We start from the raw sequence: 21,221 nt of genomic DNA, 5'->3' as shown, positions 1-21,221 counted from the left end.
TCAGTCCGTCCCGACGGGGTCGGCGTCCGGGTCGTGCGGTTCGGCACCGGGCCGGCGGCGCGATCCCCACATGTGGAGGATCGTCGCGTCGGGGTGCGGCTCGTCGACGACGACCGGCCACGGCACTGCGTCGCCGCCCTCGGCGTCGAGATCGAACTCGATGCCGTCGACGGGCGGCAGGTCGCGCTCGGCGAGGAGCTCCGCAGCGAGGCCGGCGAGCAGCGGTGCGCTCGCCTCCACCGCCCCGGGATCATCGGGCAGGGTGACGACGAGGGTGTCCTCGAGGCGCCCGGCCAGCGGGGTCTCGAACACGCTCCGGCGGTGCCCGGCGGCGAACTGCTCGCGCCGGAGGAGCTCCGCGAGGCCGGGGAGCTCGACCTCGACCTCGCCCCGGAGGATGTCGGCGATATCGGGATCGCCGTTGACGCGCAGCCCCCCGAGGGTGACGAGCACGTCGAATCCGCCGGCCGCCTCATCGCAGATCGCCTGGATCCGCTCCCCCGACCCGAGGATCGATTCGACGGCGGAGAAGCCGGCCTCCTCGAACGCGGTCGCGACCGTCCGGCCGAGGCCGCTGTCGACCGCCGCGGACACCGGCGCGATGAGGACGGCGAACGTCTGCATCGACCGGTCGTCGACCCACGGCCGGGGGATCTCGGTCATCGGGCGGCGTCGCCGCCGACCTGCGGGGCGTCGAGAGCCGCCACGTACTCACGCAGCCAGGTGTGGAGCTCCTCGGCGAGGTCCTCCCGGCGGCCGGCGAGCTGGACGACCGCCTTGAGGTAGCTGATCTTGTCACCGGTGTCGTAGCGGTCGCCCTCGAGCACGACCCCGTAGACACCGGCGGACTGCGGGTCCGCCGCGAGGGTCTCGAGCGCGTCGGTGAGCTGGATCTCGTTGCCCCGGCCGGGAGGGGTGCTGCGCAGGACGTCGAAGATCTCCGGCGCGAGGACGTAGCGGCCGATGATCGCGAGGTTCGAGGGAGCGTCCGCCGGGTCCGGCTTCTCGACGAGACCGGTGATCCGGACGACCCCGTCCTCCCCCGTCTGCTCGACTGCGGCACAGCCATAGAGGTTGATCGTGTCGTGCGGGACCTCCATGAGTGCGACGACGCAGCCGCCGGTGCGCTCCTGCACCTCGATCATCCTCGGCAGGACGGGATTCGACTCGTCGATGAGGTCATCGCCGAGGAGGACCGCGAAGGGCTCGTGCCCGACGTGCTGATGTCCCTTGAGCACCGCGTGGCCGAGTCCGAGCGGGTCGCCCTGGCGCACGTAGTGGATGTCGGCGAGGTCGGAGGCGTACTGCACCGCGGCGAGCTTGGCGTCGTCGCCCTTGTCCTTGAGCGCGCTCTCGAGCCCGTCGACGCGGTCGAAGTGGTCCTCAAGCGGCCGCTTGTTCCGGCCGGTGACCATGAGCACGTCGGAGAGCCCGGCGGCGACGGCCTCCTCGACGACGTACTGGATCGCCGGCTTGTCCACGACCGGGAGCATCTCCTTGGGCGTGGCCTTGGTGGCGGGGAGGAACCGGGTGCCGAGTCCGGCGACGGGGATCACGGCCTTGCGCACGGGTGCGGGTGTCTTCTCAGGCATGTCCGTCAGTCTACGCTGTGACCGTGGAGTCGCAGCCGAACAAGGTCGAGTGCCGCGCCGCAGTGCGCGCCCGGCGCCGTGCCCGCGCGGGATCCGCGGAGGCCGCAGGGACGGCGAGCGCGTTCGCCGCGGTCCTCGCGGAGGTCCTCGCCGGCGCCCGCACCGTCATCGGCTACGCCGCGCTCCCCGGCGAACCGGATCTCGACCTCGCCCTCGACCGGGCGCACGCCGCCGGGACGCAGGTCCTGCTGCCGGTCACCTCGCCGGACCGCCCCCTCGATTTCGGACGGCTCGCCGGGCCGATGGCCGACCTCCCCCGCCGGGGCCGCTGGCGGATCCGCGAGCCCGAGCGCACGGTCGACGCCGCAGGGGCGCTCGCGGCGGCCGACCTCCTCCTGGTCCCCGGCCTCGCCTTCTCCCGGACGGGGGCCCGCCTGGGCAACGGCGGCGGGTTCTACGACCGCACCTTCGGACCGGCCGGCGTCGCGCCGCTCGCGCGCGGATCCGGTCGCCTGCTCGGCGTGTGCTTCGCCGAGGAGATCGTCGACCGGCTGCCGGCCGAGCCCTGGGACCTCCTCGTCGACGCCGTCGTCACCGAGAGCGGGGTCGCCGACCCGGACCGCGGCACCCTCCCCCGGGGCCGCCCTGCGGGGAACGGCTGATCTATACTGCTTCGGGACTCTGACGAGAAAGGCCGACCATGCCCACCTACTCCTACGCCTGCAAGTCGTGCGGGCACGCGTTCGACATCCACCAGGCGTTCACCGAGGACGCGCTCACGGTGTGCCCGTCGTGCGAGGGTCCGCTGCGCAAGGTGTTCGGCAATGTCGGCGTGACGTTCAAGGGCTCGGGCTTCTACGCGACCGATTCGCGGTCGGCCGGGCGATCGACGAGCGGCCGCTCCTCCTCCGGGTCCGGGAGCTCCGAGTCGACCTCCTCCTCGTCCGCGGAATCGTCGTCCGGCGGCTCCGCCTCCGGATCGTCCGGTGACTCCGGGAAGTCCGCCGCCGGCACCTCGACCTCCGCGCAGGCGGGCACCGCGTCCTCGTCCTGAGGCGCGGCGGGCGCACGCAGTGCTGATGCGGGCAGCTCCGCACGCACCGTCCTCGGGTCACAGACGAGCCGGCACGAGGTCGGCCGTCCACAGATCACCGCACCCTCTCGCACCGAAGGCCCGGTCCGGCGCAGAGTCGGAGCATGCCTCTCCTCCGACTCGCGCCCCGGTTCCGTCCGGACCTCTCCCTCACCGACCGCCGGCGCCTCCGGCGGCTCCTCGCGGCGCTCGCCCTCGGCCTCGCGACCGCGCTCATCGTCTGGACTCTCACTCCGCGCGCATCCGGGACGACCGTGATCGTCGCCGCCGCCGACATCGCTCCGGGCACGACGCTCGCCGCTGGTGACCTCGCGACCCGGACGTACCCCGCGGAGCTCGTCCCCGAGGGCGCCCTCGGATCCGCCGCCGCCGCTGTGGGAAGCACGGCGGCGGTGCATCTGAGCCGGGGCAGCCCGCTCACCGCGGCGGGCCTGCTCGCACCGGACGCCGGACCCGCCGAACCCGGGCGCCTCCGCATGCCGGTGACCGTGACCGATGAGGCGGCCGCGGCGACCCTCCAGCCGGGCCACCGGGTCCGGGTGTTCGCCGCCGGAGCAGGAGGGGACGGGGCGGACGACCCCGACGGCATCCCCGGAGCAGCGGGCGGCGCGACCGGTGCGGTCGTCGACGAGGCAGTGGTCGCAGCGGTCAGCCGCACAGCGGGTACGGCGGTGAGCGGATCGACGACCGTCGTCACCCTCGATCTCAGCGAGGCGGAGGCCGCGGCGCTCGCCGCGGTCTCCGGCACCGCCCTGAGCTTCGCGCTCCTCAACTGAGCCGCATCACCCCGGCCGGGCCGGGCCGAGGATGGCCGAACCGTGCGCGCCGACGGCCCGCTGACCAGCGAATCCGCCCGAAGAACCCCTTAGTCTTTCCCCTTCCGAACGAGAAGTGTGACGCGTATCAAACTCTGAGACGGCGCAGAAGCTCCCTCCGTCGCGGATCGCCGCTACCATGGGCTGGGCGCACACGTGCGCACGGGAGCTGAGCTCCTGACCTCTCGTGAAAGGAACAGCACTATGCTCAAGGGCTTCCGGGACTTCATCCTCCGCGGCAATGTCATCGAGCTGGCGACTGCAGTCATCATCGGCAGCGCCTTCACCGCGATCGTCACCGCGATCACCGACAACATCATCAATCCCCTCATCGCAGCCGTCGGATCGCCGGAGGTCGGAGGCCTCGGCTTCCGCATCCGTCCGGAGGTCGAGGCGACCTTCGTCGACTTCGGCGCCGTCATCACCGCCGCGATCAACTTTCTCATCGTCGCGGCCGTCGTCTACTTCATCATCATCATGCCGATGAACAAGCTCAACGAGCTCCGCAAGCGCGGCGCCGCGGAAGAGGACGTGCCCCCCACCCAGGAGGAGCTCCTCGCCGAGATCCGCGACCTGCTCGCCAAGGGTGCGCAGGACGTCGTCCCCGACCAGCGCGTCGAGGGCGGACCGGCAGCCGGGATCGACCCGAACGTCCCCCCGCGCCACTGAGCCCCGGAGGCAGGCCTCGTCGAACCGAGGCGCCTCGCTCAGCGCACGACAGTGCCCCCGGACCCCGGTCCGGGGGCACTGTCGTGTTCTCGGGTCCCGTGCACGAGGCGGCCCTCGCCTCACGCGCCAGCGCTCAGGTCCGCCGTCGGGTCTGCCAATGGGGCGGGCGCTCGGCGAGAAGCCGCTCATCGGCCGCGAGGCCGCGCGCGGCCTCGCCCGGGTCGGGGTCCGGCCCGTCGGGGCCCGATTCGTTGCGCAGGGTCCGGCGGTAGGCCTCGATCGCCGCGCGGGTGCGCGCATCGCGGACGGCGCGGTCGTCGCCGTGGCCAGCGTGGTCGCCACCGTCGCCGGGGCGGGATCCGATCACCGGCTGCTCAGCTCCGCGGCTCGTCGCCGGTCCGGTCGTCACCGGCCTGCACGTCGCGGTCGGCAGCGTTCGCGCCGGTGCGCTCGACGCCACCCGCCTCCGCATCGCCGTCCTCTGCGGACCCGGCGGACCGGTCCGACCGCTCCGGCCCTCGCAGGCCGGCATCGATCATGTCCTGGTCGCGGAGCTTCCCGGTGTCGTAGAGGGGCATGACCGCGCCCTCGTCCACCGCGTCGTCCGCGGCAGGGAGGAACACCTCGTCCTCGGTGCGGCCTGCGTCTCCCGCCGCTCCCGCACCTGCCGCGGACCCTGCGGGCTGCTCGGCGGCGGAGCGCTTGGCCTCGGCGTAGCGGGCCCGGTAGCGGGCGACCGCGGCGGCGAGCCCGGTCTCGACCCGGCGGGCACGGCTCTTGAGCGCGAGGGCGGCCCGGAGCTGGACCGTGAGCTCCTCGTCGCTGCGCGACACCCGGTCCGACTGGATCCAGTCGACCATCGCATCGATCTCGTCGTCCGAGTACGTGTGGAGCGGCAGACCCGGGGTGAGCTTGGGTCGGTTGCCCTGCCGGCCGACGACGACCGCGGCCGCCCGAGCGGCATCGAGCACCGCCTGCGGCGAGCGGTCCTCGACCGTCTCCTTCCAGATCTCGAAGATCCGGTCGGTCTCGGCCTGCGGATCGACGAAGGCATCGGTCGACCAGACGCGCAGATAGCGCCAGCCGCGCCGCGACAGCGCCTCGGCCCGGAGCCGCTCGCGCTGCCGGATGCTCGCCGTGGCGGCGTAGTCGGCGTCATCGGTCTCGACCGCGAGCGCCATGCCCTGGGCAGGGTCGGCGGACACCGACACCGCGAGAGCGATCCCGTCGTGGTCCTCCATCGACGACACCCCGCTGCGGAGCAGGCGGTCGGCGATGTCGGACATGAGCGGATCGCGCTCGCGCTCACCCCGCGGTGCGGCACCGCGACCGCCGGAGGCGGCGTCGGCGAGCAGGCCGGGGAGCGCCCGTGCACCGTGGCGCAGCCGGGCCATCTCGAAGTCGTCGGCCTCGAAGCACGAGACGATGGTGAGCTTGCGCCGGGCCCGCGTCACCGCGGCCGCGAGCAGCCGCTCGCCGCCCGGCCGGGACAGGGAGCCGAAGTTGTAGACGACCCTCCCCTGCCGGGTCCGCCCGTAGCCGAGGGAGAAGATCACGGCGTCGCGGGCCATGCCCTGGATCCGCTCGCAGTCGGTGACGACGAACGGCTCCTTCGTCGTGTCGGTGAAGAACGAGGCGACATAGGGATAGGCGCGGATCGCCTTCTGGATCGCGGTGGCCACCCGCTGCGCGTGCCACGGGGTGAGCGTGACGACGGCGAGCGACTGCCGGGACCGGGTGCGCGCGTGCTTGAGGACGAGATCGACGACCCGGTCGACCTCGGCATCGAGGCTCTCGACCTGGCCGGTGGCGGTGTCGGGGCTGCCGAGCGCATCGGGGACGAAGGAGAACTCGACGCCCGAGCCCTCGTTCGTCAGCGCGGTCGGCAGGCTCGAGATCGTCGACCCGTAGAAGCGCCGGTTGACGAGGTCGACGAGGCCCGCCGGCGAATGGCGGTAGCTCGTGTGGAGCCGGAAGGACGGGAGGAACTCCGCGAGCGCGCCGAGCACGCTCGGTGTGTCCTCGCTGTCGCGCTGCCCGCGCCGGTCGACGGCGACGCTGAATTCGCGGGGACCGAGCAGCCGATCGTCACCGAGGGCGATGACCTGCTTCGAGCGGGCGATCGCGGGGAGCACCTCGGTCACCGACATGCGGCCGGCGTCGGCGATGATCACCGTGTCGAACAGCGGCACGTCGGCGAAGTACTCCGGCACCTGGAACGGGCTCATCATCCACACCGGGGCGAGCGCGGTGAGCACGTGCGGCGCCTGCTCGCTCAGCGGCTCGACGTGGAGGTGGCGGGCGCGCAGCGCGTCGCGCACGGCCTGCGCCTCGTCCCGGTGCTCCTCGATCGCCCGCTTCCAGCCCTGCCCGTGGCTGAATCGCAGGCGTGCGGCTCCGGCGGCCACGTACTGCTTGTCGCAGATCCGGTAGTCGGCGACGGTCCGGTGGAGCTCGGCGCCGTCATGGCCGCCGACCTGCGGATCCGCGGCGGCGAGCTGCTTGAGCACGGTCGCCCAGTAGGCGAGGTCGAACTCCTGGACGACGAGGTCGTGGGGCACCCGCCGGTCGCGGAGGTCGGTGAGCAGGTCGCCGAGGCCCCGGTCGCGGAGATCGGCGTCGATGCGGGTGCGGGCGGGGAGATCGGCGAGGCTCTCGCGGTCGTCGCCGAGCGCCTCGAGCCGGGCCTGTGCCTCCTCGACGAGCATGCCGCCGAGGTCGCCGCCGTCGGGGGTGTCGGCGAGCACCGGCTGGAGCTTGCGGAAGTCCGCGTCGATCTCCTGGTGGAGCTCATCGGCCTCGAGCAGTCCGCGCGGGATCTGCGGCCGGATGTCCCGGCCGGCGATCTCGCGGAGCTCGGCGCGCTGCTCGGCGACCGCGCGGAGGGCCGCGTGCATGTCGTCGACGGTCGAGCCGGGGCGGAGGAACTCGCGCGCGGCCTTCTTGTAGCGGTTGCGCTCGAACATCCCCATATCGACCCCGTGCTCCCGGCGGTACTCGGCGCTGCCGGTCGCGGCGATGAGGTCGCTGAGATTGTGGTCGTAGACGTCGGGCGAGAAGCGGTCGAGGGTCCTCCGCACGCCGAGCAGCACGCGCAGGCAGCGGCCCCAGGCGTCGACGGTGCGCGCCGGGTTGAGTCCGGCCTGGCGGAGCAGGGGTTCGACGAGCTCGACGAGCGCCGGGATCTTGCGTCCGGCGCGCTCGGCCACGCGCCGGGCGGCTTCGGCATCCTCGTTGCTCGCGAACCGGGCGCCGAACCACACGGTGTCCTCGACGTCGAGGATGAACGCCCCGAGCCGGGAGAGCTCGACGAGCCGGGAGCGCAGCTCCTCGCGCTCGGACGCGCTCGCCTCGACGACCGAGGACGGGAACCGCACGGCGGTCGACGGCCCGGGCTGCTCGGCGGTGAGCCGGGCGAGGTGGCGCATGGTGGACACCACGGACACACCCCAGGGCTCACGGATCCGGTGGAGCGATTCGGCGTGGTCGGCGAGGACCGCGCGCTGCTCGTTGAGCGTGGCGAGCAGGCCGCCGAGGTCGGGGCGCGGCGAGCGCTCGGCCCCGGCGATGAGTGCGATGAGGCGAGCATGGAGATCCGTCGGGGTCATTCGGCCGTCGACGGCGAAATCCCCGAGGCCGACCCGCTCGAGCCGGGCGGCGAAATCATCGAGCGCGTCGGAGTTCTGCGCGAGGTAGAGCACGCTGCGCCCGGTGTGGGCGAGGGTCGTGGCGATCGCGACGGCGACCTGGGTGGCGCCGGTGCCCGGAGGCGTGTCGACGACGACGGACTCCCCCATGACCGCGGCATCGACGACGGCCTGCTGGTCACCGTCGACGTCGATCGCGAGGAACTCCTCCTGCGGCTTCCGGTCGGGCAGCGGGCGCGGGAGCTCACGCGGACCCGCGGCGACGGGCTCGTCCTCGGATCCGTCCTCGTCGGCGGCTTCCGCGGAGGCGCGCTCGGCGGCCCGGGCCTCGGCGGCGGCGCGCCGCTCGGCGCGTTCGCGGGCGGCGGCCTTGCGGGCCGCGCGCTTCCGCTCTTTGACGCCGACCGGCACAGCGGTGCTGCCGGTCGATGCGGTGCCTGTGGATCCGGCGGGCTCGTCGCCGGAGGCGGAATCGTCGCTCGCTGTGGACTCTTCATCCGCAGCGGACTTCTCAGCGGCCGACTGCGGAGCGGGAGCGGCGGTCGCTCCCCCCGCCTCGGGGTCGATGTCCCGGGCGCCGTCCGAATCGGACTCGACGTCACCGGTCTCCCCACGGGCAGAGCCGTCCGCCTCGCCGGCACTACCGGCCGCGGCGCGAGCATCCGAACCGGCGTCGTCCGCATCCGCGCTCGCGCGCTCCGCGTCGGTGCCGGATTCATCGTTCGCGCGCCGATCCGCGGACCCGGCCGCGGAGCCGTCGGCGCCGGCTGCGGTCTCGTCGGACCCAGCGGACTCATCTGCGGTGCTCGCCTGCGCGGCAGCGGTCGGCCTCTCCGCGTCCGCGGCACCGGCCTCACCGGCCGCGGACCGGGACGCCCCGGACTCCGCCGAGGGGTCGCCGGAGCGATCAGGCGCCGGGCGGTCCCCGACGGCGAGCGGCTCGGTCGGCTGCCCCTCGTCCGCTGCGGGAGCATGGGCGGCGGGACCGCCGAAGCTCCGGCGGGCGGCCTCGTCGCCGGCGAGCGCGCGGAGCACCGGGTGCCCGGCCGGCAGCTCCTCGCCGACGAACGGGCTCGTGATGTTGGCGAAGGTCGAGACGACCAGCCGCTGGTTGACGAGCAGCCCCGGGATGCCCTTGGCGAGCGCCCGCAGGCGCTCGAACACCGGTGCCGGGTCGAAGCCGTGGCTGTATCCGGTCGACTCGACCCATTCGTCGACGTCGATCGTCACCCCATGATGGCGCTCGAGATACGCCACGAGCGCGGGGTTGATCGTGATCTCGTCGTCGAGCACGATCTCGAAGTCCTCGACCCGGCTGCCGCGGGGCACGAGCTGCACGTGGCGGAGCATGACCGGGGCGATGTACTCGGTACGGGTGCCGGACTCCTCCCGGTTCCACGTGGCGAAGCCGATGGCGAGGTGGGCGGTGTTGATGCCGCGCTCATTGGCGAGCTGCTCGGCCTTCTGGCGGATCGAGCGGGCGCGCCGCCGGGCGTCGGACAGCAGCTCCTGGTCGCGGATCAGGCTCGACAGGCGGGTGGGCCGGCCGGCGAGCAGCTGCGCCAGCCCCGAGGGGTGGGCGCCGGTGAGCTCGATCGAGCCGTCGCGGGAATCGCGGAACTGGAGCATGGTGTCCCGACCGCCGATCCGGGCAGCCTGTTCCTTCCATGCAGCGAACGTCGCGCCGACGGAGGTCTGGGGAGTCGAATCGGAATATGACACAGGGCGAGCCTATCGGGATCGGCCCTGCGATCACCGCCCGGCGCACCGTTCCCCGGGAAGTTTTCGCCGTTCCCAGGCTGGTAGACTTGCCGTGCGCCGAACCCGGTGCGCCCCCGCTCTCCGGGAAGGCGCCCTGTTCCGTGCGGCGCGGGCCCCCGTAGCTCAGGGGATAGAGCACCGCTCTCCTAAAGCGGGTGTCGTTGGTTCGAATCCAATCGGGGGCGCACTTCCTTCTCACCGGGGCGATGACGCCCCGCACCTGCGGACCTCAGGTCTGCGGGAACATCGTCTGCGCGGCCTTCGCGATCTTCTTCAGCTGGCTGCGATCCGTCGCCGCGCCGATGACCCCGCCGAGGCCCGGGATCGCCTTGCCGAACAGCCGCACCGACCGCAGACCGAAGCGACGCCGGATGCGTCCGCCGATCGCGCTCGCCACCGCGGAGATCTGCGGCTGCGGCAGCCGCTTGGCGACCTGTGGGCTCGCGAACCCGGCCACCGGACCGAGGCCGATGTTGCGGAGCACGTCCCCGGACTCCTCCCCGACGAGAGCGGCGAGCACCCGGGTGCGGACCTCGTCGTCGGACAGGTCGTAGCCGCGGACCGCGGCGATCGCGGCGACCATCCGGGTCGCCTGCACGTAGAACTCGAAGACGTTCGTCGGGAGCAGCACGGGCAGCGTGATCGCACCGCCGAGCCCGGTGAGGAACCCGCCCGCGGTGACTCGGCGCCGGTGGCTGCGGATGATGCGCCTGATCGCGAGATCGGGGTTCCGCTTCGCGCGTCCCCGCTGGGCCTTCCTGGCGAGCTTCTCCGCGGAGTCGAAGGTGAACTTCCCGTCGATGCCGATGTCGCGGAACGCCTCGACCATGCGCTGCAGCGCACCGCCGTCCTCCGCCTGGGGGTCGGCACCGGACTCGGAGCGCGGAGCCTTCTTCGCCTCGGCGACGGCCCGGCGCGTGGTCTGTGTGTCCGCCTGATCACGGCGCAGGAGGTTGAGGATGCCCATGGCGACTCCGGTCTGAGGTAGGTGGCTGGTCCCCTCCATTCTGTCGTGCCCCGGCCCTCCGCGCATCTCCGGTCGGCAAGGCGACTGGTCGGAATGACCGGCCCGGACCTCACTCCGCGGCGCGCGCGGCGAGCCTGGATCGCAGTCCGACGAGGAGCACCGCGAGCATCCCGCCGAACACGGCGCACGCGATGACGGCTCCCCCGGCGGCGAACTGGCCGACGATCACCGCTCCGGCCGCTCCGACGAGAAGCACCGCATCGAAGTGCCAGAGCACGACGAGGACCATGACCGGGTCGCCCACCGGGCTCGGCACGGAGGATGACAGCAGGGAGGCCGGCATCCGACCCTTCGCACTGTCGTACGCCCGCGCGGCGACGACGAGGAGGCCGAGGAGCACCGCGGCGGGCACGCCGGCCCACCCCGCCCCGGCGAGGAGGGCGGCGAGCAGCGCTCCCGCCCCGGCGGCCGCCGGCACCGCACCGAGCGGCAGGAGCGCGTGGAGGACGTAGAGCCGGCGCGTCGAGTACCCGTAGAGCGGCGGTGCGCCGACGGTCTCCGCCGCGTGCCGGAACCCGGCGCAGAGCACCGCGGAGGCCGCGAACAGCAGCGCGGCGGCAGGTGCGGCGAGCACCCACACGGGGACGAGCGCGGTCGACGCGGCAGCCACGCACAGCGCTCCCGCGACCGTGACCCCGGCCACACCCACGAGGAGGGCTGCGGGCGTGCGGGAGGCGCCCACGAGATCGCGCAGCAAGAAGCGGAGGGCGGCAGAGCGCGCCCGCACCGCGCGTCGGCGCCTGCCGGTGACCGGCGCCGCGCGATAGACCGCGAGTGCGGCGGTGAGGTCGCCGGCCCCGGCCGCGGCTCCGGCCGCCTGCCGGCGTGCGGCCTGGGCGGCGAGGTCGTCCGCCTCGATCCGGTCGAGCAGCCGCGGCACACCGGGGACGAGCGACCCCGCGAGTCCGCAGAGGAGCACGACGGGCAACCAGGCGAGAGGCCCCGCGGCGCTCGCGGGCCAGGCGAGGCCGAACCAGCCCCAAGGCCCGAGCCACCGCAGCGGCCAGACAGCTGCCGCGGCCGCCGCGAGCACCGCCGCGGCCCCGGCTCCCGGGCCGATCCCCGGCACGCGCGCCTGCCCGGCGAGCCAGACGACCGCGCACAGGATGCCCAGACCCGCCGCCGCGACGACGAGCCGGACGACGGCGGGCACGGGCACCCCGGCGGACACGACGAGCACCGCGCCGACTCCCCCGGCGACGACCGCGAGGACGCCGGTGACGAGGACCGCGGAGACCAGGAAGGCGCGTCGCAGCGCGACCCGCCTCGGCACATCGGTGCGGGCGAGGAGGAGGACCGCGAGCGGGGCGAGCGCCACCGGCCCGCGGAGCCGCCCGAGCAGCGCGGATCCGGCGAGGAGCGCCCCCGCCGCGGCGCACGCCCAGCCGGATGCCGCGGAGGACAGGAGAGCGGCGGACGCCTCGGGGGAAGCGAGGACGAGCACGGCGCCGCGGACGAGCGGCACCCCGAGGACGAGCACGAGGAGGACGACGGCATAGGCGATGACGGTGATGTCGTCCCGGGTCGGCGCCGCGCCGCGCTGCCGGTGGAGCCGGCGCAGGAGCGCGAGGCGGGAGTCCGCGGTCCTCACGAGGGCGGCGCGGCGAGTGCGACGACGTCGTCGGCGACGGCGTCGACGAGCACCGGCGAGTGGCTGACGAGCACGATCGTCGTCCCGCGATCCCGCCGCCGGCGCAGCGCGGCGGCGACGAGCCCGCGGTGCTGCTCGTCGAGCCGCTGCTCGGGTTCGTCGGCGAGCAGCACCGCGAATGGCCGCACGAGCGTGAGGACGAGGGCGAACAGCTGCCGCTGGCCCGAGGACAGCTCGTGCGGGAAGCGGGCGGTGAGATGGCCGATGCCGAGTTCGGCGAACACGGCGTCGACCCGCTCCTCGGCGTCGGGAAGGTCGATGCCCCAGGAGGCGGCGACGAGCACGGCGTGCTCGCGGAGGGTGAGATCGCGGGCGAACGGCGGCGGCCCGAGGTGCGCGGCGACGGTGCGCCGGAACTCCGGGCTGCGGTCGCAGGCCGACCGCCCGGCGATCGTCGCGGTCCCGGTGGTCGGTCGGCTCAGGCCGGCGAGCACCCGCAGGAGGGTGGTCTTGCCCGCCCCGTTGGGTCCGGTGACCGCGAGGGCACGCCCGGGCTCGAGGTCGAAGGACGTCGGTGCGAGGAGCACCTGCCCGTCGAGGCCGACGCCGAGGCCGCGGGCCTCGACGCCGGGGTGCACGGCACCGGGATGCGGACCGACGGGGTCGGCGACACCGGCGCTCAGCGGGGCACCCGGACCACCATGGTCGGGCAGGCCGAGTACGGCAGCACCGACTGCGAGGTCGAGCCGAGGAGCAGGCCGGCGAAGCCGCCGCGACCGCGCGAACCGATGATGAGCACGTCGGCGGTGTCGGAGGCGCGGACGAGCACCTCAGCCGGCTGCCCGTCGAAGAGCGTCCACTGCACCTGCAGGTCCGGATGCTTCTGGACGACGGCCGAGCGCGCCGCCTCGAGCTTGTCGGCTCCCTCGTCGAGGAAGCGCTTCATGTCCCCGGTGCTCGGCAGCCACTCGGGGCCGACGACGGTCGTGGTGAGCACGCCGACGATGTCGAGCGGGGTCCCGCGGTGCAGGGCGTGCTCGGCGGCCTTCCACAGGGCCGGCGACCCCTTCGCGAGCGAATCGACGCCGACGACGACGGAACCGGTGAAGTCGAGGCCCGGGACCGCCTCGGCGGACTCGTCGTAGGGCCGCAGCTCTCCGCGGCTCGACCGGACCGGGCGCGAGGAGCTGTGCTTGGGAGCACCCTCCCGGTCGGGCGTCCAGCCGACGGGCACGACGATCGTCGGGCAGTGGGAGTGCGCGGGCAGCGCGCTCGAGACCGTGCCGAGGAGCCGACCGGCAAATCCGCCGCGACCGCGCGAGCCCACGACCGCGAGTGAGGCCTGACGGGACTCCTCGACGAGCACGCCGGCGGCGTCGCCGATCTCGATGACGGCCTCGACGGGCACTCCGGCGGCCTTGACCTCGGCGGCGGCCTCCTTGAGCGACGCCGTGACCGAGGCGCGGATCGCGGTGTCGTCGATCGGCACGTAGGACACGTCGATCGTCGCGGCGGCGACGCTCGGAACCGTGTACGCGCCGACGAGCCGGATCGAGCGGCCGAGTGCCTGCGCCTCGCTGATCGCGAACCGGAGTGCATTGCGACTCGCCTTCGAACCGTCCACTCCGACCAGCACGGCCTGGGGATCGGCGACATCGGGTGAGCTGTGGTCGTCGGTCACGGCGTCTCCTTCGGGGTTCGGCCGGCACGGTGTCCGGCGGAGCTGCGCGGTGTTCTCGATCACACCGGTGCGACCACGATACCTGCACCGCGCGCCTCTGTGTGCGGCCCTCCGGGAGCGTGATTGCGGGCATCTCGCGCTTCGAGCACGCGGAAGCGGAACCGGTCGGCCCGCCCGTTCCGCGACGCGTCGCGGACGGCGAACATTGAGGCTCACAAGCATCCTTGATATGTTTATCCGGTAATCGTCAGGATCTACTCCTGCTCGGCGCGGAACCGCGCAGCGCAGGGAACCGGCAGTCGCAGACGGCCGTCGGACGTCCAGAGACAAAGGAACAACTCATGGGTATTCTCGCTTTCCTCATCCTCGGCCTCATCGCCGGCGCCATCGCCAAGGCGATCCTCCCGGGTCGTCAGGGCGGCGGCTGGCTCGGCGCCCTCGTGTGCGGCGTCATCGGCGCCCTGCTCGGCGGCTGGATCGGTTCGGCGCTCTTCGGCGTCGGAGTCGACAAGTTCTTCTCGCTGAGCTCGTGGCTGCTCGCCATCGGCGGTGCGCTCATCGTGCTCGTCATCTGGGGCTTCATCTCCGGTCGCGGAAGCCGCGCCAACCGCTGATCTCCCAGCCTGACAGGGCGGTGCAGTTCCTCCGGGAACCGCACCGCCCTTCTGCGTTCCCGGGCGGTATCGCCGTCCGGCACCGCGCGCCTCAGGCGGCGGAGCCGTATTCGAGGAAGGGTCGCCACGCCTCCGCCGGGGAGTCGAGGTCGCGCAGCCACCACCGGCCGGTGCGCGGCGCATCGGGGACGAACCCGAGCCGCCAGCCCATCTCCTCCGGCGTGCGATCGCCCTTGACGTTGTTGCAGCGCCGGCAGCAGGCGACGAGGTTGCGCCACGTGTTGCCGCCGCCGCGCGAGCGCGGAACGACGTGATCGACCGTGGTCGCGTGTCCGGCGCAGTAGGCGCAGGCGAAGCCGTCCCGCCGGAGCACGCCGCGCCGCGAGAGCGCCACCGACCTCCCCGCGGGAGGACGCACGTAGCGGCGGAGGATGATCACCGAGGGCTGGGCCATCGCGAGGTGGGCGCTGCGCACGGGAGCGGAGTCGTCGGCGGCGAGCACCGAGGCCTTGCCGGCGAGGACGAGGACGACCGCCCGTCGGAACGACACCACCGACATCGGCTCGTAGCCCGCATTGAGGACCAGGGTCTTCATCCCCGGCCCCGGAGAACGGAGAAGGCGCCGCGCACACGCGCAGCGCCTTCGAGGCAGGGTTCGATCGCTATCGAGTCGGTGTGGTCGTCGACGAGCAGATCGGAGATCGGACCGGGACCGGGGCGCACGCCGCTCACCGGGCCCGCGCTGCGGGCCGACGGCCGCTGTGGATGTGGAACGGCGCTCACGCGACCCCCTGGGCTTCTCGCGATGTGTTTCCGGCTGGCACCAGAGTAGCCGAGCGATGCCGTCGCGCAAGGGCTCTGCACTGCGACGATGCAGGCCGGCACCGTGATTTCCCCGCCGGTTCACCCGCCGTTCGGCGGCCGGCCGCGGACCCCGGAGACGACACACTCCAAAGCACAACACGCTCCCGGACACGACGGAACCCGCTGCCGGGTGGACCATGACCCGGGCAGCGGGTTCCGTGCGGTGGCCGGGCGCGCCCGGCGGGTGGATCAGAGAACGCGGATGTACTGGACCGAGCCCATCCACGAGTGGCTGCGGTACGAGGTTCCCGAGCTCGAGGAGCCCGCGTCGTACATCATGCCGTTGCCGGCGTAGATGCCGATGTGGCCGGGACGGTAGACGAGGTCGCCGGGGCGGGCCTCGGAGGCGGAGACGACCTTGCCGGCGGCCTTCTGCGCACCGGAGGTGCGGGGCAGGTTGACGCCGACCTTCTTGTAGACGTAGCTCGTGAAGCCGGAGCAGTCCCAGCCGCTCGGGGTGGTGCCGCCGTAGACGTAGGGCACGCCGGTGTACTGCTTGGCGATCGCGATGACCTGCTGGGCCTTCGAGCCGTCCGGCACGGAGACGCTGTCGCTCTTCTCGGACTTCTCCGAGTCGGAGGAGCGCTCATTGCTGCGCGAGGTCGAGGACCCGCGGTCGGAGGACTCCGAGGAGCCGGAGGTCGACTCGGTCGCCTCGCTGCTCTGCGCAGGGGCCGGCTCGGGCTCGGGCTCGGGCTCCGGCTCGGGCTCGGGCTCCGGCTCGGGTGCGGCGGTCGAGGTGGTGTTCGAGACGGTCGAGGTGCCCGGCAGCGCGGCATCCTCGTCCTCGGCCTCGGCGGCCTCGGGGACGACGGTGGCGGCCTGGTTCGAGAAGGCGGTGTCGGTGTTCGCGTCCGCGGCCTCGGCGGAGACGACGGCGTCGGACTTCTCCTCGCCCTGCGTGGCGGCCGGGAGGCCGACGGTGACGATGAGTCCGCCGGCAGCTGCGACGACGGCCGCACGGCGGCCGACGACACCGGAGTTGGCGCTGAGCGCCTCGGTGAGCTCGGTGAGCGGGGTCTTGACGGGGGTGCTGGCCGCGCGGCGGCCGTGCTTCTTCTGTGCCACAGGTGTCCTCTCCATGAACCTACGGGGTGAGCTGTCGGGCTCGAGCTGGAGATGCTCGGCCACTCGTGAGTGGACTTGGCCCCGAGTCCCGTGTCCGGGACGGTAGGTGGTTCCCCCGCTGCCGCCTTCTGGTCCTGGTGTGTCCGGGGAGGAGCGGCACTCGGTTGCCTCCGCGGAGACGGACCCGGTGGGATCCGACTGGTCAACCGTAAACGATCCGTCACCCCAATGTCACATTTGGATCACGAGATCTGGACCACCGTGGGGCCCTTCTCACCATCACCCCTGGTGAAAGCCGTGATCGCGAGGCGAAATTTCTGTTACGAAACCTCGTGTCGACCGTTATGAAGCCGTGTCCGAGCGGCTCACGAAGACGTTCTGCGCGGTCTCGATGGGCAGATCGAGCACCGTCGCCGCCTCGGGCGCGCGCAGGGTGATGTACTCCCCTGCCGGCTCGCAGGTCACGGTGACGCCGGGCAGGATCCCGGTGTCGCGCAGCTGGGCCAGCAGATAGGTGTCGACCTGCAGCGGCTCGGCGAGCCATTCGATCCGCACCTCGGCCCGGCCCTCGCCGGGACACGCGGCGCTGAGCGGCTCGACGGACACCCCGGCCGGAACATCCGCATCGAGCTCCGCGAGGCCGGGGATCGGGTTGCCGTAGGGACTCGTCCGGTGCTCGGGGAGCATCCGCACGAGGCGCCGCTCGACCTGCTCGCTCATCACGTGCTCCCAGCGGCAGGCCTCGTCATGGACGAGCTCCCAGTCGAGCCCGATGACGTCGGCGAGCAGCCGCTCGGCGAGGCGGTGCTTGCGCATGACCGAGGTCGCGAGCGCCCGCCCGGTCTCGGTGAGCTCGAGGTGCCGGTCGCTGCCGACGACGAGGAGTCCGTCGCGCTCCATCCGGGCCACGGTCTGCGAGACGGTGGGGCCGGAGTGGCCGAGGCGTTCGGCGATCCGGGCGCGCAGCGGGACGATGTCCTGCTCCTCGAGCTCGACGACGGCCTTGAGGTACATCTCGGTGGTGTCGATGAGATCGTTCACTGGCGCTGGCCCTCCTCTGCGGTCACCGGATCAGTCTAGCCCGCGCCGCGCCCCTGCCGGGGCCGCCCGCAGCGCATCGAGAGCCGCCGCGGCCTCCCCCGCCGGGACATGCCGAGGGGCGTCCGCGCACCCGCGGACGCCCCTCGGCTCGGTCGATGGCCCGACTCCGGTCTCACCCGGCGTTGATGTACGCGGTCTTGTGCACGGTGAAGAACTCGCGTGCGGCACGACCCTGCTCGCGCGGGCCGTAGCTCGATCCCTTCCGGCCGCCGAAGGACGTGTGGTAGTCCACGCCGGCGGTCGGTGCGTTGACCATGACCATGCCGGCGTTCGAGTGGCGCTTGAAGTGCGCGGCGCGAGCGAGCGAGGTGGTGAAGATCCCCGAGGACAGCCCGAAGGACGTCCGGTTGGCCACGGCCAGCGCCTCGTCGTAGTCGGCCACCCGGATGACCGAGGCGACGGGACCGAACACCTCCTCGCGGTTGATCGTCATGTCCTCGGTGGTGTCGGTGACGAGCGCGGGTGCGAGGAAATAGCCGTCCGTGCCGGTGTCGACGACCGCTCCCCCGTGCACGGTGCCGCCCTCGGAGGCTGCAATCTCGAGGTACTTCCGGTCGGTGTCGAACTGCGACCGGGACACCACGGGGCCCATCGTCGTCGCCGCGTCGCGGGCGTCGCCGACGACGAAGGCGTCGATCCTCTCCTTGACCCGGGCGACGAACTCGTCGTGGATGTCGGCGGTGACGATGAGCCGGCTCGAGGCCGTGCACCGCTGGCCGGTGGAGAAGAACGCGCCGGTGACCGCGGCGTCGACCGCGGCGTCGAGGTCGGCGTCGCCGAGCACGACGAGCGGGTTCTTGCCGCCCATCTCGCACTGCACCTTCGATCCCGCCGCCGAGGCGTTGGCGATGACGCCCTCCCCGACCCCGACCGAGCCGGTGAAGGTCACCGCGTCGACGTCGGAAGACCCGGAGATCGCGTCGCCGACCACGCGGCCGGGACCCATGACGAGGTTGAGGACGCCGGCGGGCAGTCCGGCGTCGACGAGGATCCGGACGAGCTCGTGGGCGCTCGCCGGGACGAGCTCGGCGGGCTTGAACACCACGGTGTTGCCGTAGGCGAGCGCCGGGGCGATCTTCCACGCGGGGATCGCGATGGGGAAGTTCCACGGGGTGACGATCCCGACGACGCCCACCGGCTCGTGCGTCATCTCGACGGTGAGGCCGGGCCGCACCGACTCGACGATCTCCCCGGTGTTGCGCAGGGTCTCGCCGGCGAAGAACTTGAAGATCTGGGCGGCGCGGGTGACCTCGGCGGTGGCCTCCGCGATCTGCTTGCCCTCCTCGCGGGCGAGGAGCTCGCCGAGCTCGCCCGCCCTCTCCTTGAGCGCGGTGCCGGCGGCGTCGAGGATGTCGAAGCGCTGCTGCACGGGCCCGGTCGACCAGGCGGGCAGCGCCTCCCGGGCGGCGGCGATCGCCTGCTCCACGGTGCTCGCATCGGCCCGCGCGAAGCGGCCGAGCACGTCGGAGGTGTCGGAGGGGTTGACGTTCGCACTGCGGTCGTCGCTGCCGACCCAGCGGCCGGCGATCCAGTTGTCGAACTCGGCGTCGGGTCCGTAGGCGGGAACGGTCGTGTCGGTCATCGCGGTGTCCTTGTCGGTGAGAAGGGGTGGGCGGCTGCGGTCATCGGAAGGTCGGGGCGGTGCGGTGCAGGGACCGGATCGGCGCCAGGGCGGGGCACCGGTCGCTCAGGGGTCGAGGCGGGTGAGGGTCCAGTCGCCCGCCTCGTCGAGCGCGGCCGGCCCCTGCACGGCGGTGTAGGCGAACCGGTCGTGGAACCGGTTGGCCTGTCCCTGCCAGAACTCGATCCGGTGCACCGCCACCCGGTAGCCGCCCCATTCGGCGGGGCGCGGGACGGCGGTGTCGGCGAACTCCGCGGCGACCCGGTCGTAGGCCTCCTGCATCGCCTCCCGCGAGGCCACGGGCTGCGACTGACGGGAGGCGCGGGCTCCGATCTGGGCCCCGCGCGGGCGCTGCGCGAAGTAGGCGTCGGACTCCGCGGCCGAGGTGCGCTCCGCGATCCCCTGCACCCGCACCTGGCGGTGCATTCCGTGCCAGGGGAAGACGAGTGCGACGCGGGGGTCCGCCGCGATCTGACGGCCCTTGGCGGAGCCGTAGTTGGTGAAGAAGGTGAATCCGGCGGGCGCGAACCCCTTGAGGAGCACGATGCGGGCGTCGGGCCCGTCCGCCGCGGCGGTGGCGAGCAGCATCGCATTGGCCTCGCCGATCTCGTCCTGCGCCTCGCGAAACCACTGGGTGAAGAGGGCGAACGGGTCGGTTCCGGCGGCGGCCCCGCCGCGGGAGCCGTATTCCACGCGCTGCCCGGCGAGCGCGGACAGGGATGAGCGGTCATCGGTCATGGTGACCACAGTACTGCCGGGCGGACGCCGCCGCACCACCTCCGGAGCCGCGAGCTGCGACCGGTGCGGAGCGCTCCCGGGCACCGGGTGTCCGAGGGGTGATCCGGAGCGCGGCGGCACCGATGCACCCAGGTAGGATCCTCGGTGTGATGAACGCAGAGCAGACCGTGAAGATCCCGTCCGAACTCCTCCCGGCAGACGGGCGCTTCGGCTCCGGCCCGGCCCGGATCCGCCCCGCCCAGCTCGAGGCCCTGCAGAAGCTCGGCGTCGAGGTCATGGGGACCTCGCACCGCCAGGCCCCGGTGAAGAACCTCGTCGGGCGCATCCGCACCGGGATCACCGAGCTCTTCGACCTGCCCAGCGGGTACGAGGTCGTGCTCGGCAACGGCGGCTCCACGGTCTTCTGGGACGTCGCCGCCTTCGGCCTCGTCCGCGAGCGCGCCGCCCATGCGGCGTTCGGCGAGTTCGGCGCGAAGTTCGCCAAGGCCACCCGGACCGCTCCGCACCTCGCCGACTCGGCAATCACCGAGGTCGAGCCCGGCACCGGCGCGGTGCCGACAGCGGTCGAGGGGGCCGATGTCTACGCGTGGCCGCACAACGAGACCTCGACCGGCGTGGCGACGACGATCGCACGGCCGACCGGGATCGACGAGGACGCCCTCGTCGTCGTCGACGCCACCTCCGCGGCCGGCGGGCTGCCCGTCGACATCCGCGAGACCGACGTCTACTACTTCGCCCCGCAGAAGAACATGGGCTCCGACGGCGGCCTGTGGCTCGCGATCATGTCCCCGCGCGCGATCGCGCGCGCCCACGAGATCAAGGACTCCGGCCGGTGGATCCCGGCCTCGCTCGACCTCGTCACAGCGATCGAGAACTCGGCGAAGAACCAGACGTACAACACCCCGGCGGTGGCCACGCTCGCGCTGCTCGCCGAGCAGATCGAATGGATCAACGGCAACGGAGGGCTGGCGTGGGCGACCGAGCGCACCCGGCGCGCCTCGGACGCGGTCTACGCGTGGGCCGAGGAGAACCCGGTCGCCTCCCCGTTCGTCGCCGATCCGGCCGACCGCTCGGCCGTCGTGTGCACGGTCGACTTCGCCGACGACGTCGACGCCGCGGCGATCGCGAAGATCCTCCGCGCCAACGGCATCGTCGACGTCGAGCCCTATCGCAAGCTCGGCCGCAACCAGCTGCGGATCGCGACCTTCGTGTCGGTCGATCCCGACGATGTCACGGCGCTCCTCGGCTGCATCGACTACGTGCTCAGCGCCCTCGGCAGGTGATCATCCGGCCGCTTCCGCCGGGCCGGTGAGGTCCGGCGGGAGCGCTGAGCCGGTGA

Annotated in this window: 19 protein-coding genes, 1 tRNA gene and 1 riboswitch; of the genes, 7 read left to right on the top strand and 13 right to left on the bottom strand. The window is 72.9% G+C overall.

Annotation, left to right across the window (positions count from 1 at the left end; all coding sequences use genetic code 11):
* Together C1A17_RS12775 and galU are read right to left on the bottom strand one after the other, a co-directional pair.
* Positions 1-663 (bottom strand): hypothetical protein, encoded by a 663-nt coding sequence (locus C1A17_RS12775; protein ID WP_101653334.1) that lies wholly within the window; start codon positions 661-663, stop codon positions 1-3.
* Positions 660-1,592: a UTP--glucose-1-phosphate uridylyltransferase GalU gene (gene galU / locus C1A17_RS12770; RefSeq protein WP_101653333.1), complete on the bottom strand. Its 933-nt coding sequence runs from the start codon at positions 1,590-1,592 to the stop codon at positions 660-662. The genes C1A17_RS12775 and galU overlap by 4 nt, the downstream gene beginning before the upstream one ends.
* Before the next feature lie 23 nt (positions 1,593-1,615).
* Between galU and C1A17_RS12765 the strand changes: the two genes are divergently transcribed.
* The 4 genes from C1A17_RS12765 to mscL all read left to right on the top strand — a co-directional run bounded on the left by C1A17_RS12765 (position 1,616) and on the right by mscL (position 4,169).
* Positions 1,616-2,254, top strand: coding sequence for a 5-formyltetrahydrofolate cyclo-ligase (locus tag C1A17_RS12765; RefSeq protein ID WP_245873744.1), 639 nt, complete (start codon positions 1,616-1,618; stop codon positions 2,252-2,254).
* Between the two features lie 38 nt (positions 2,255-2,292).
* Positions 2,293-2,646 (top strand): FmdB family zinc ribbon protein, encoded by a 354-nt coding sequence (locus C1A17_RS12760; protein ID WP_101653331.1) that lies wholly within the window; start codon positions 2,293-2,295, stop codon positions 2,644-2,646.
* A gap of 143 nt (positions 2,647-2,789) precedes the next feature.
* Entirely contained in the window at positions 2,790-3,461 is a 672-nt protein-coding gene (locus tag C1A17_RS12755) for an SAF domain-containing protein (RefSeq protein WP_101653330.1), read from the top strand.
* Positions 3,462-3,704: 243 nt separating this feature from the next.
* Positions 3,705-4,169 carry a large conductance mechanosensitive channel protein MscL gene (gene mscL / locus C1A17_RS12750; RefSeq protein ID WP_101653329.1) on the top strand — a complete coding sequence of 155 codons (465 nt, stop codon included), beginning with the start codon at positions 3,705-3,707 and terminating at the stop codon, positions 4,167-4,169.
* A 133-nt stretch (positions 4,170-4,302) separates the two neighbouring features.
* On the opposite strand, the gene C1A17_RS12745 is transcribed toward mscL, so the two are convergent.
* Positions 4,303-4,536, bottom strand: coding sequence for a hypothetical protein (locus tag C1A17_RS12745; protein WP_146000639.1), 234 nt, complete (start codon positions 4,534-4,536; stop codon positions 4,303-4,305).
* A gap of 7 nt (positions 4,537-4,543) precedes the next feature.
* A complete protein-coding gene (locus tag C1A17_RS12740; protein ID WP_146000638.1) occupies positions 4,544-9,538 on the bottom strand; it encodes a DUF4011 domain-containing protein in 4,995 nt (1,664 codons plus the stop codon).
* Between the two features lie 151 nt (positions 9,539-9,689).
* Here C1A17_RS12740 and C1A17_RS12735 point away from each other — a divergent pair.
* A tRNA-Arg gene (locus C1A17_RS12735) sits at positions 9,690-9,762 on the top strand.
* A gap of 44 nt (positions 9,763-9,806) precedes the next feature.
* Here the strand turns inward: C1A17_RS12735 and C1A17_RS12730 are convergent.
* The 4 genes from C1A17_RS12730 to C1A17_RS12715 form a co-directional block, all read right to left on the bottom strand.
* Positions 9,807-10,544 (bottom strand): EcsC family protein, encoded by a 738-nt coding sequence (locus tag C1A17_RS12730; RefSeq protein ID WP_101653326.1) that lies wholly within the window; start codon positions 10,542-10,544, stop codon positions 9,807-9,809.
* Positions 10,545-10,653: 109 nt separating this feature from the next.
* Positions 10,654-12,195, bottom strand: coding sequence for a hypothetical protein (locus C1A17_RS12725; protein ID WP_101653325.1), 1,542 nt, complete (start codon positions 12,193-12,195; stop codon positions 10,654-10,656).
* Positions 12,192-12,833, bottom strand: a complete 642-nt coding sequence (locus C1A17_RS12720) for an ABC transporter ATP-binding protein (protein WP_245873742.1) — start codon at positions 12,831-12,833, stop codon at positions 12,192-12,194. The genes C1A17_RS12725 and C1A17_RS12720 overlap by 4 nt, the downstream gene beginning before the upstream one ends.
* 41 nt (positions 12,834-12,874) lie before the next feature.
* Positions 12,875-13,876, bottom strand: coding sequence for a universal stress protein (locus C1A17_RS12715; protein WP_245873741.1), 1,002 nt, complete (start codon positions 13,874-13,876; stop codon positions 12,875-12,877).
* Positions 13,877-14,217: 341 nt separating this feature from the next.
* Between C1A17_RS12715 and C1A17_RS12710 the strand changes: the two genes are divergently transcribed.
* Positions 14,218-14,490, top strand: coding sequence for a GlsB/YeaQ/YmgE family stress response membrane protein (locus C1A17_RS12710; RefSeq protein WP_101653322.1), 273 nt, complete (start codon positions 14,218-14,220; stop codon positions 14,488-14,490).
* A 91-nt stretch (positions 14,491-14,581) separates the two neighbouring features.
* Here C1A17_RS12710 and C1A17_RS12705 read toward each other — a convergent pair whose 3' ends face one another.
* From C1A17_RS12705 to pdxH, 5 genes are all read right to left on the bottom strand, one after another.
* Positions 14,582-15,085, bottom strand: a complete 504-nt coding sequence (locus C1A17_RS12705) for an HNH endonuclease (RefSeq protein WP_101653321.1) — start codon at positions 15,083-15,085, stop codon at positions 14,582-14,584.
* Positions 15,086-15,543: 458 nt separating this feature from the next.
* Complete coding sequence (locus C1A17_RS12700; RefSeq protein ID WP_180953328.1) at positions 15,544-16,422, bottom strand: C40 family peptidase; 879 nt, start codon at positions 16,420-16,422, stop codon at positions 15,544-15,546.
* A gap of 2 nt (positions 16,423-16,424) precedes the next feature.
* A riboswitch (cyclic di-AMP (ydaO/yuaA leader) is annotated at positions 16,425-16,565 on the bottom strand.
* 199 nt (positions 16,566-16,764) lie between these two features.
* Positions 16,765-17,463 carry a metal-dependent transcriptional regulator gene (locus C1A17_RS12695; protein WP_101653319.1) on the bottom strand — a complete coding sequence of 233 codons (699 nt, stop codon included), beginning with the start codon at positions 17,461-17,463 and terminating at the stop codon, positions 16,765-16,767.
* Positions 17,464-17,635: 172 nt separating this feature from the next.
* A complete protein-coding gene (locus C1A17_RS12690) occupies positions 17,636-19,105 on the bottom strand; it encodes an aldehyde dehydrogenase family protein (protein ID WP_101653318.1) in 1,470 nt (489 codons plus the stop codon).
* A gap of 105 nt (positions 19,106-19,210) precedes the next feature.
* Entirely contained in the window at positions 19,211-19,882 is a 672-nt protein-coding gene (gene pdxH, locus C1A17_RS12685) for a pyridoxamine 5'-phosphate oxidase (RefSeq protein WP_101653683.1), read from the bottom strand.
* 149 nt (positions 19,883-20,031) lie between these two features.
* Here pdxH and serC point away from each other — a divergent pair, with 149 nt between their 5' ends.
* Entirely contained in the window at positions 20,032-21,165 is a 1,134-nt protein-coding gene (serC, locus tag C1A17_RS12680; RefSeq protein WP_101653317.1) for a phosphoserine transaminase, read from the top strand.
* The last annotated feature ends 56 nt before the right edge of the window (positions 21,166-21,221 follow it).

The organism is Brevibacterium ihuae, from assembly GCF_900184225.1.
GTDB classification, from domain to species: domain Bacteria; phylum Actinomycetota; class Actinomycetes; order Actinomycetales; family Brevibacteriaceae; genus Brevibacterium; species Brevibacterium ihuae.
This window is presented reverse-complemented; position numbering and strand designations above follow the sequence as displayed.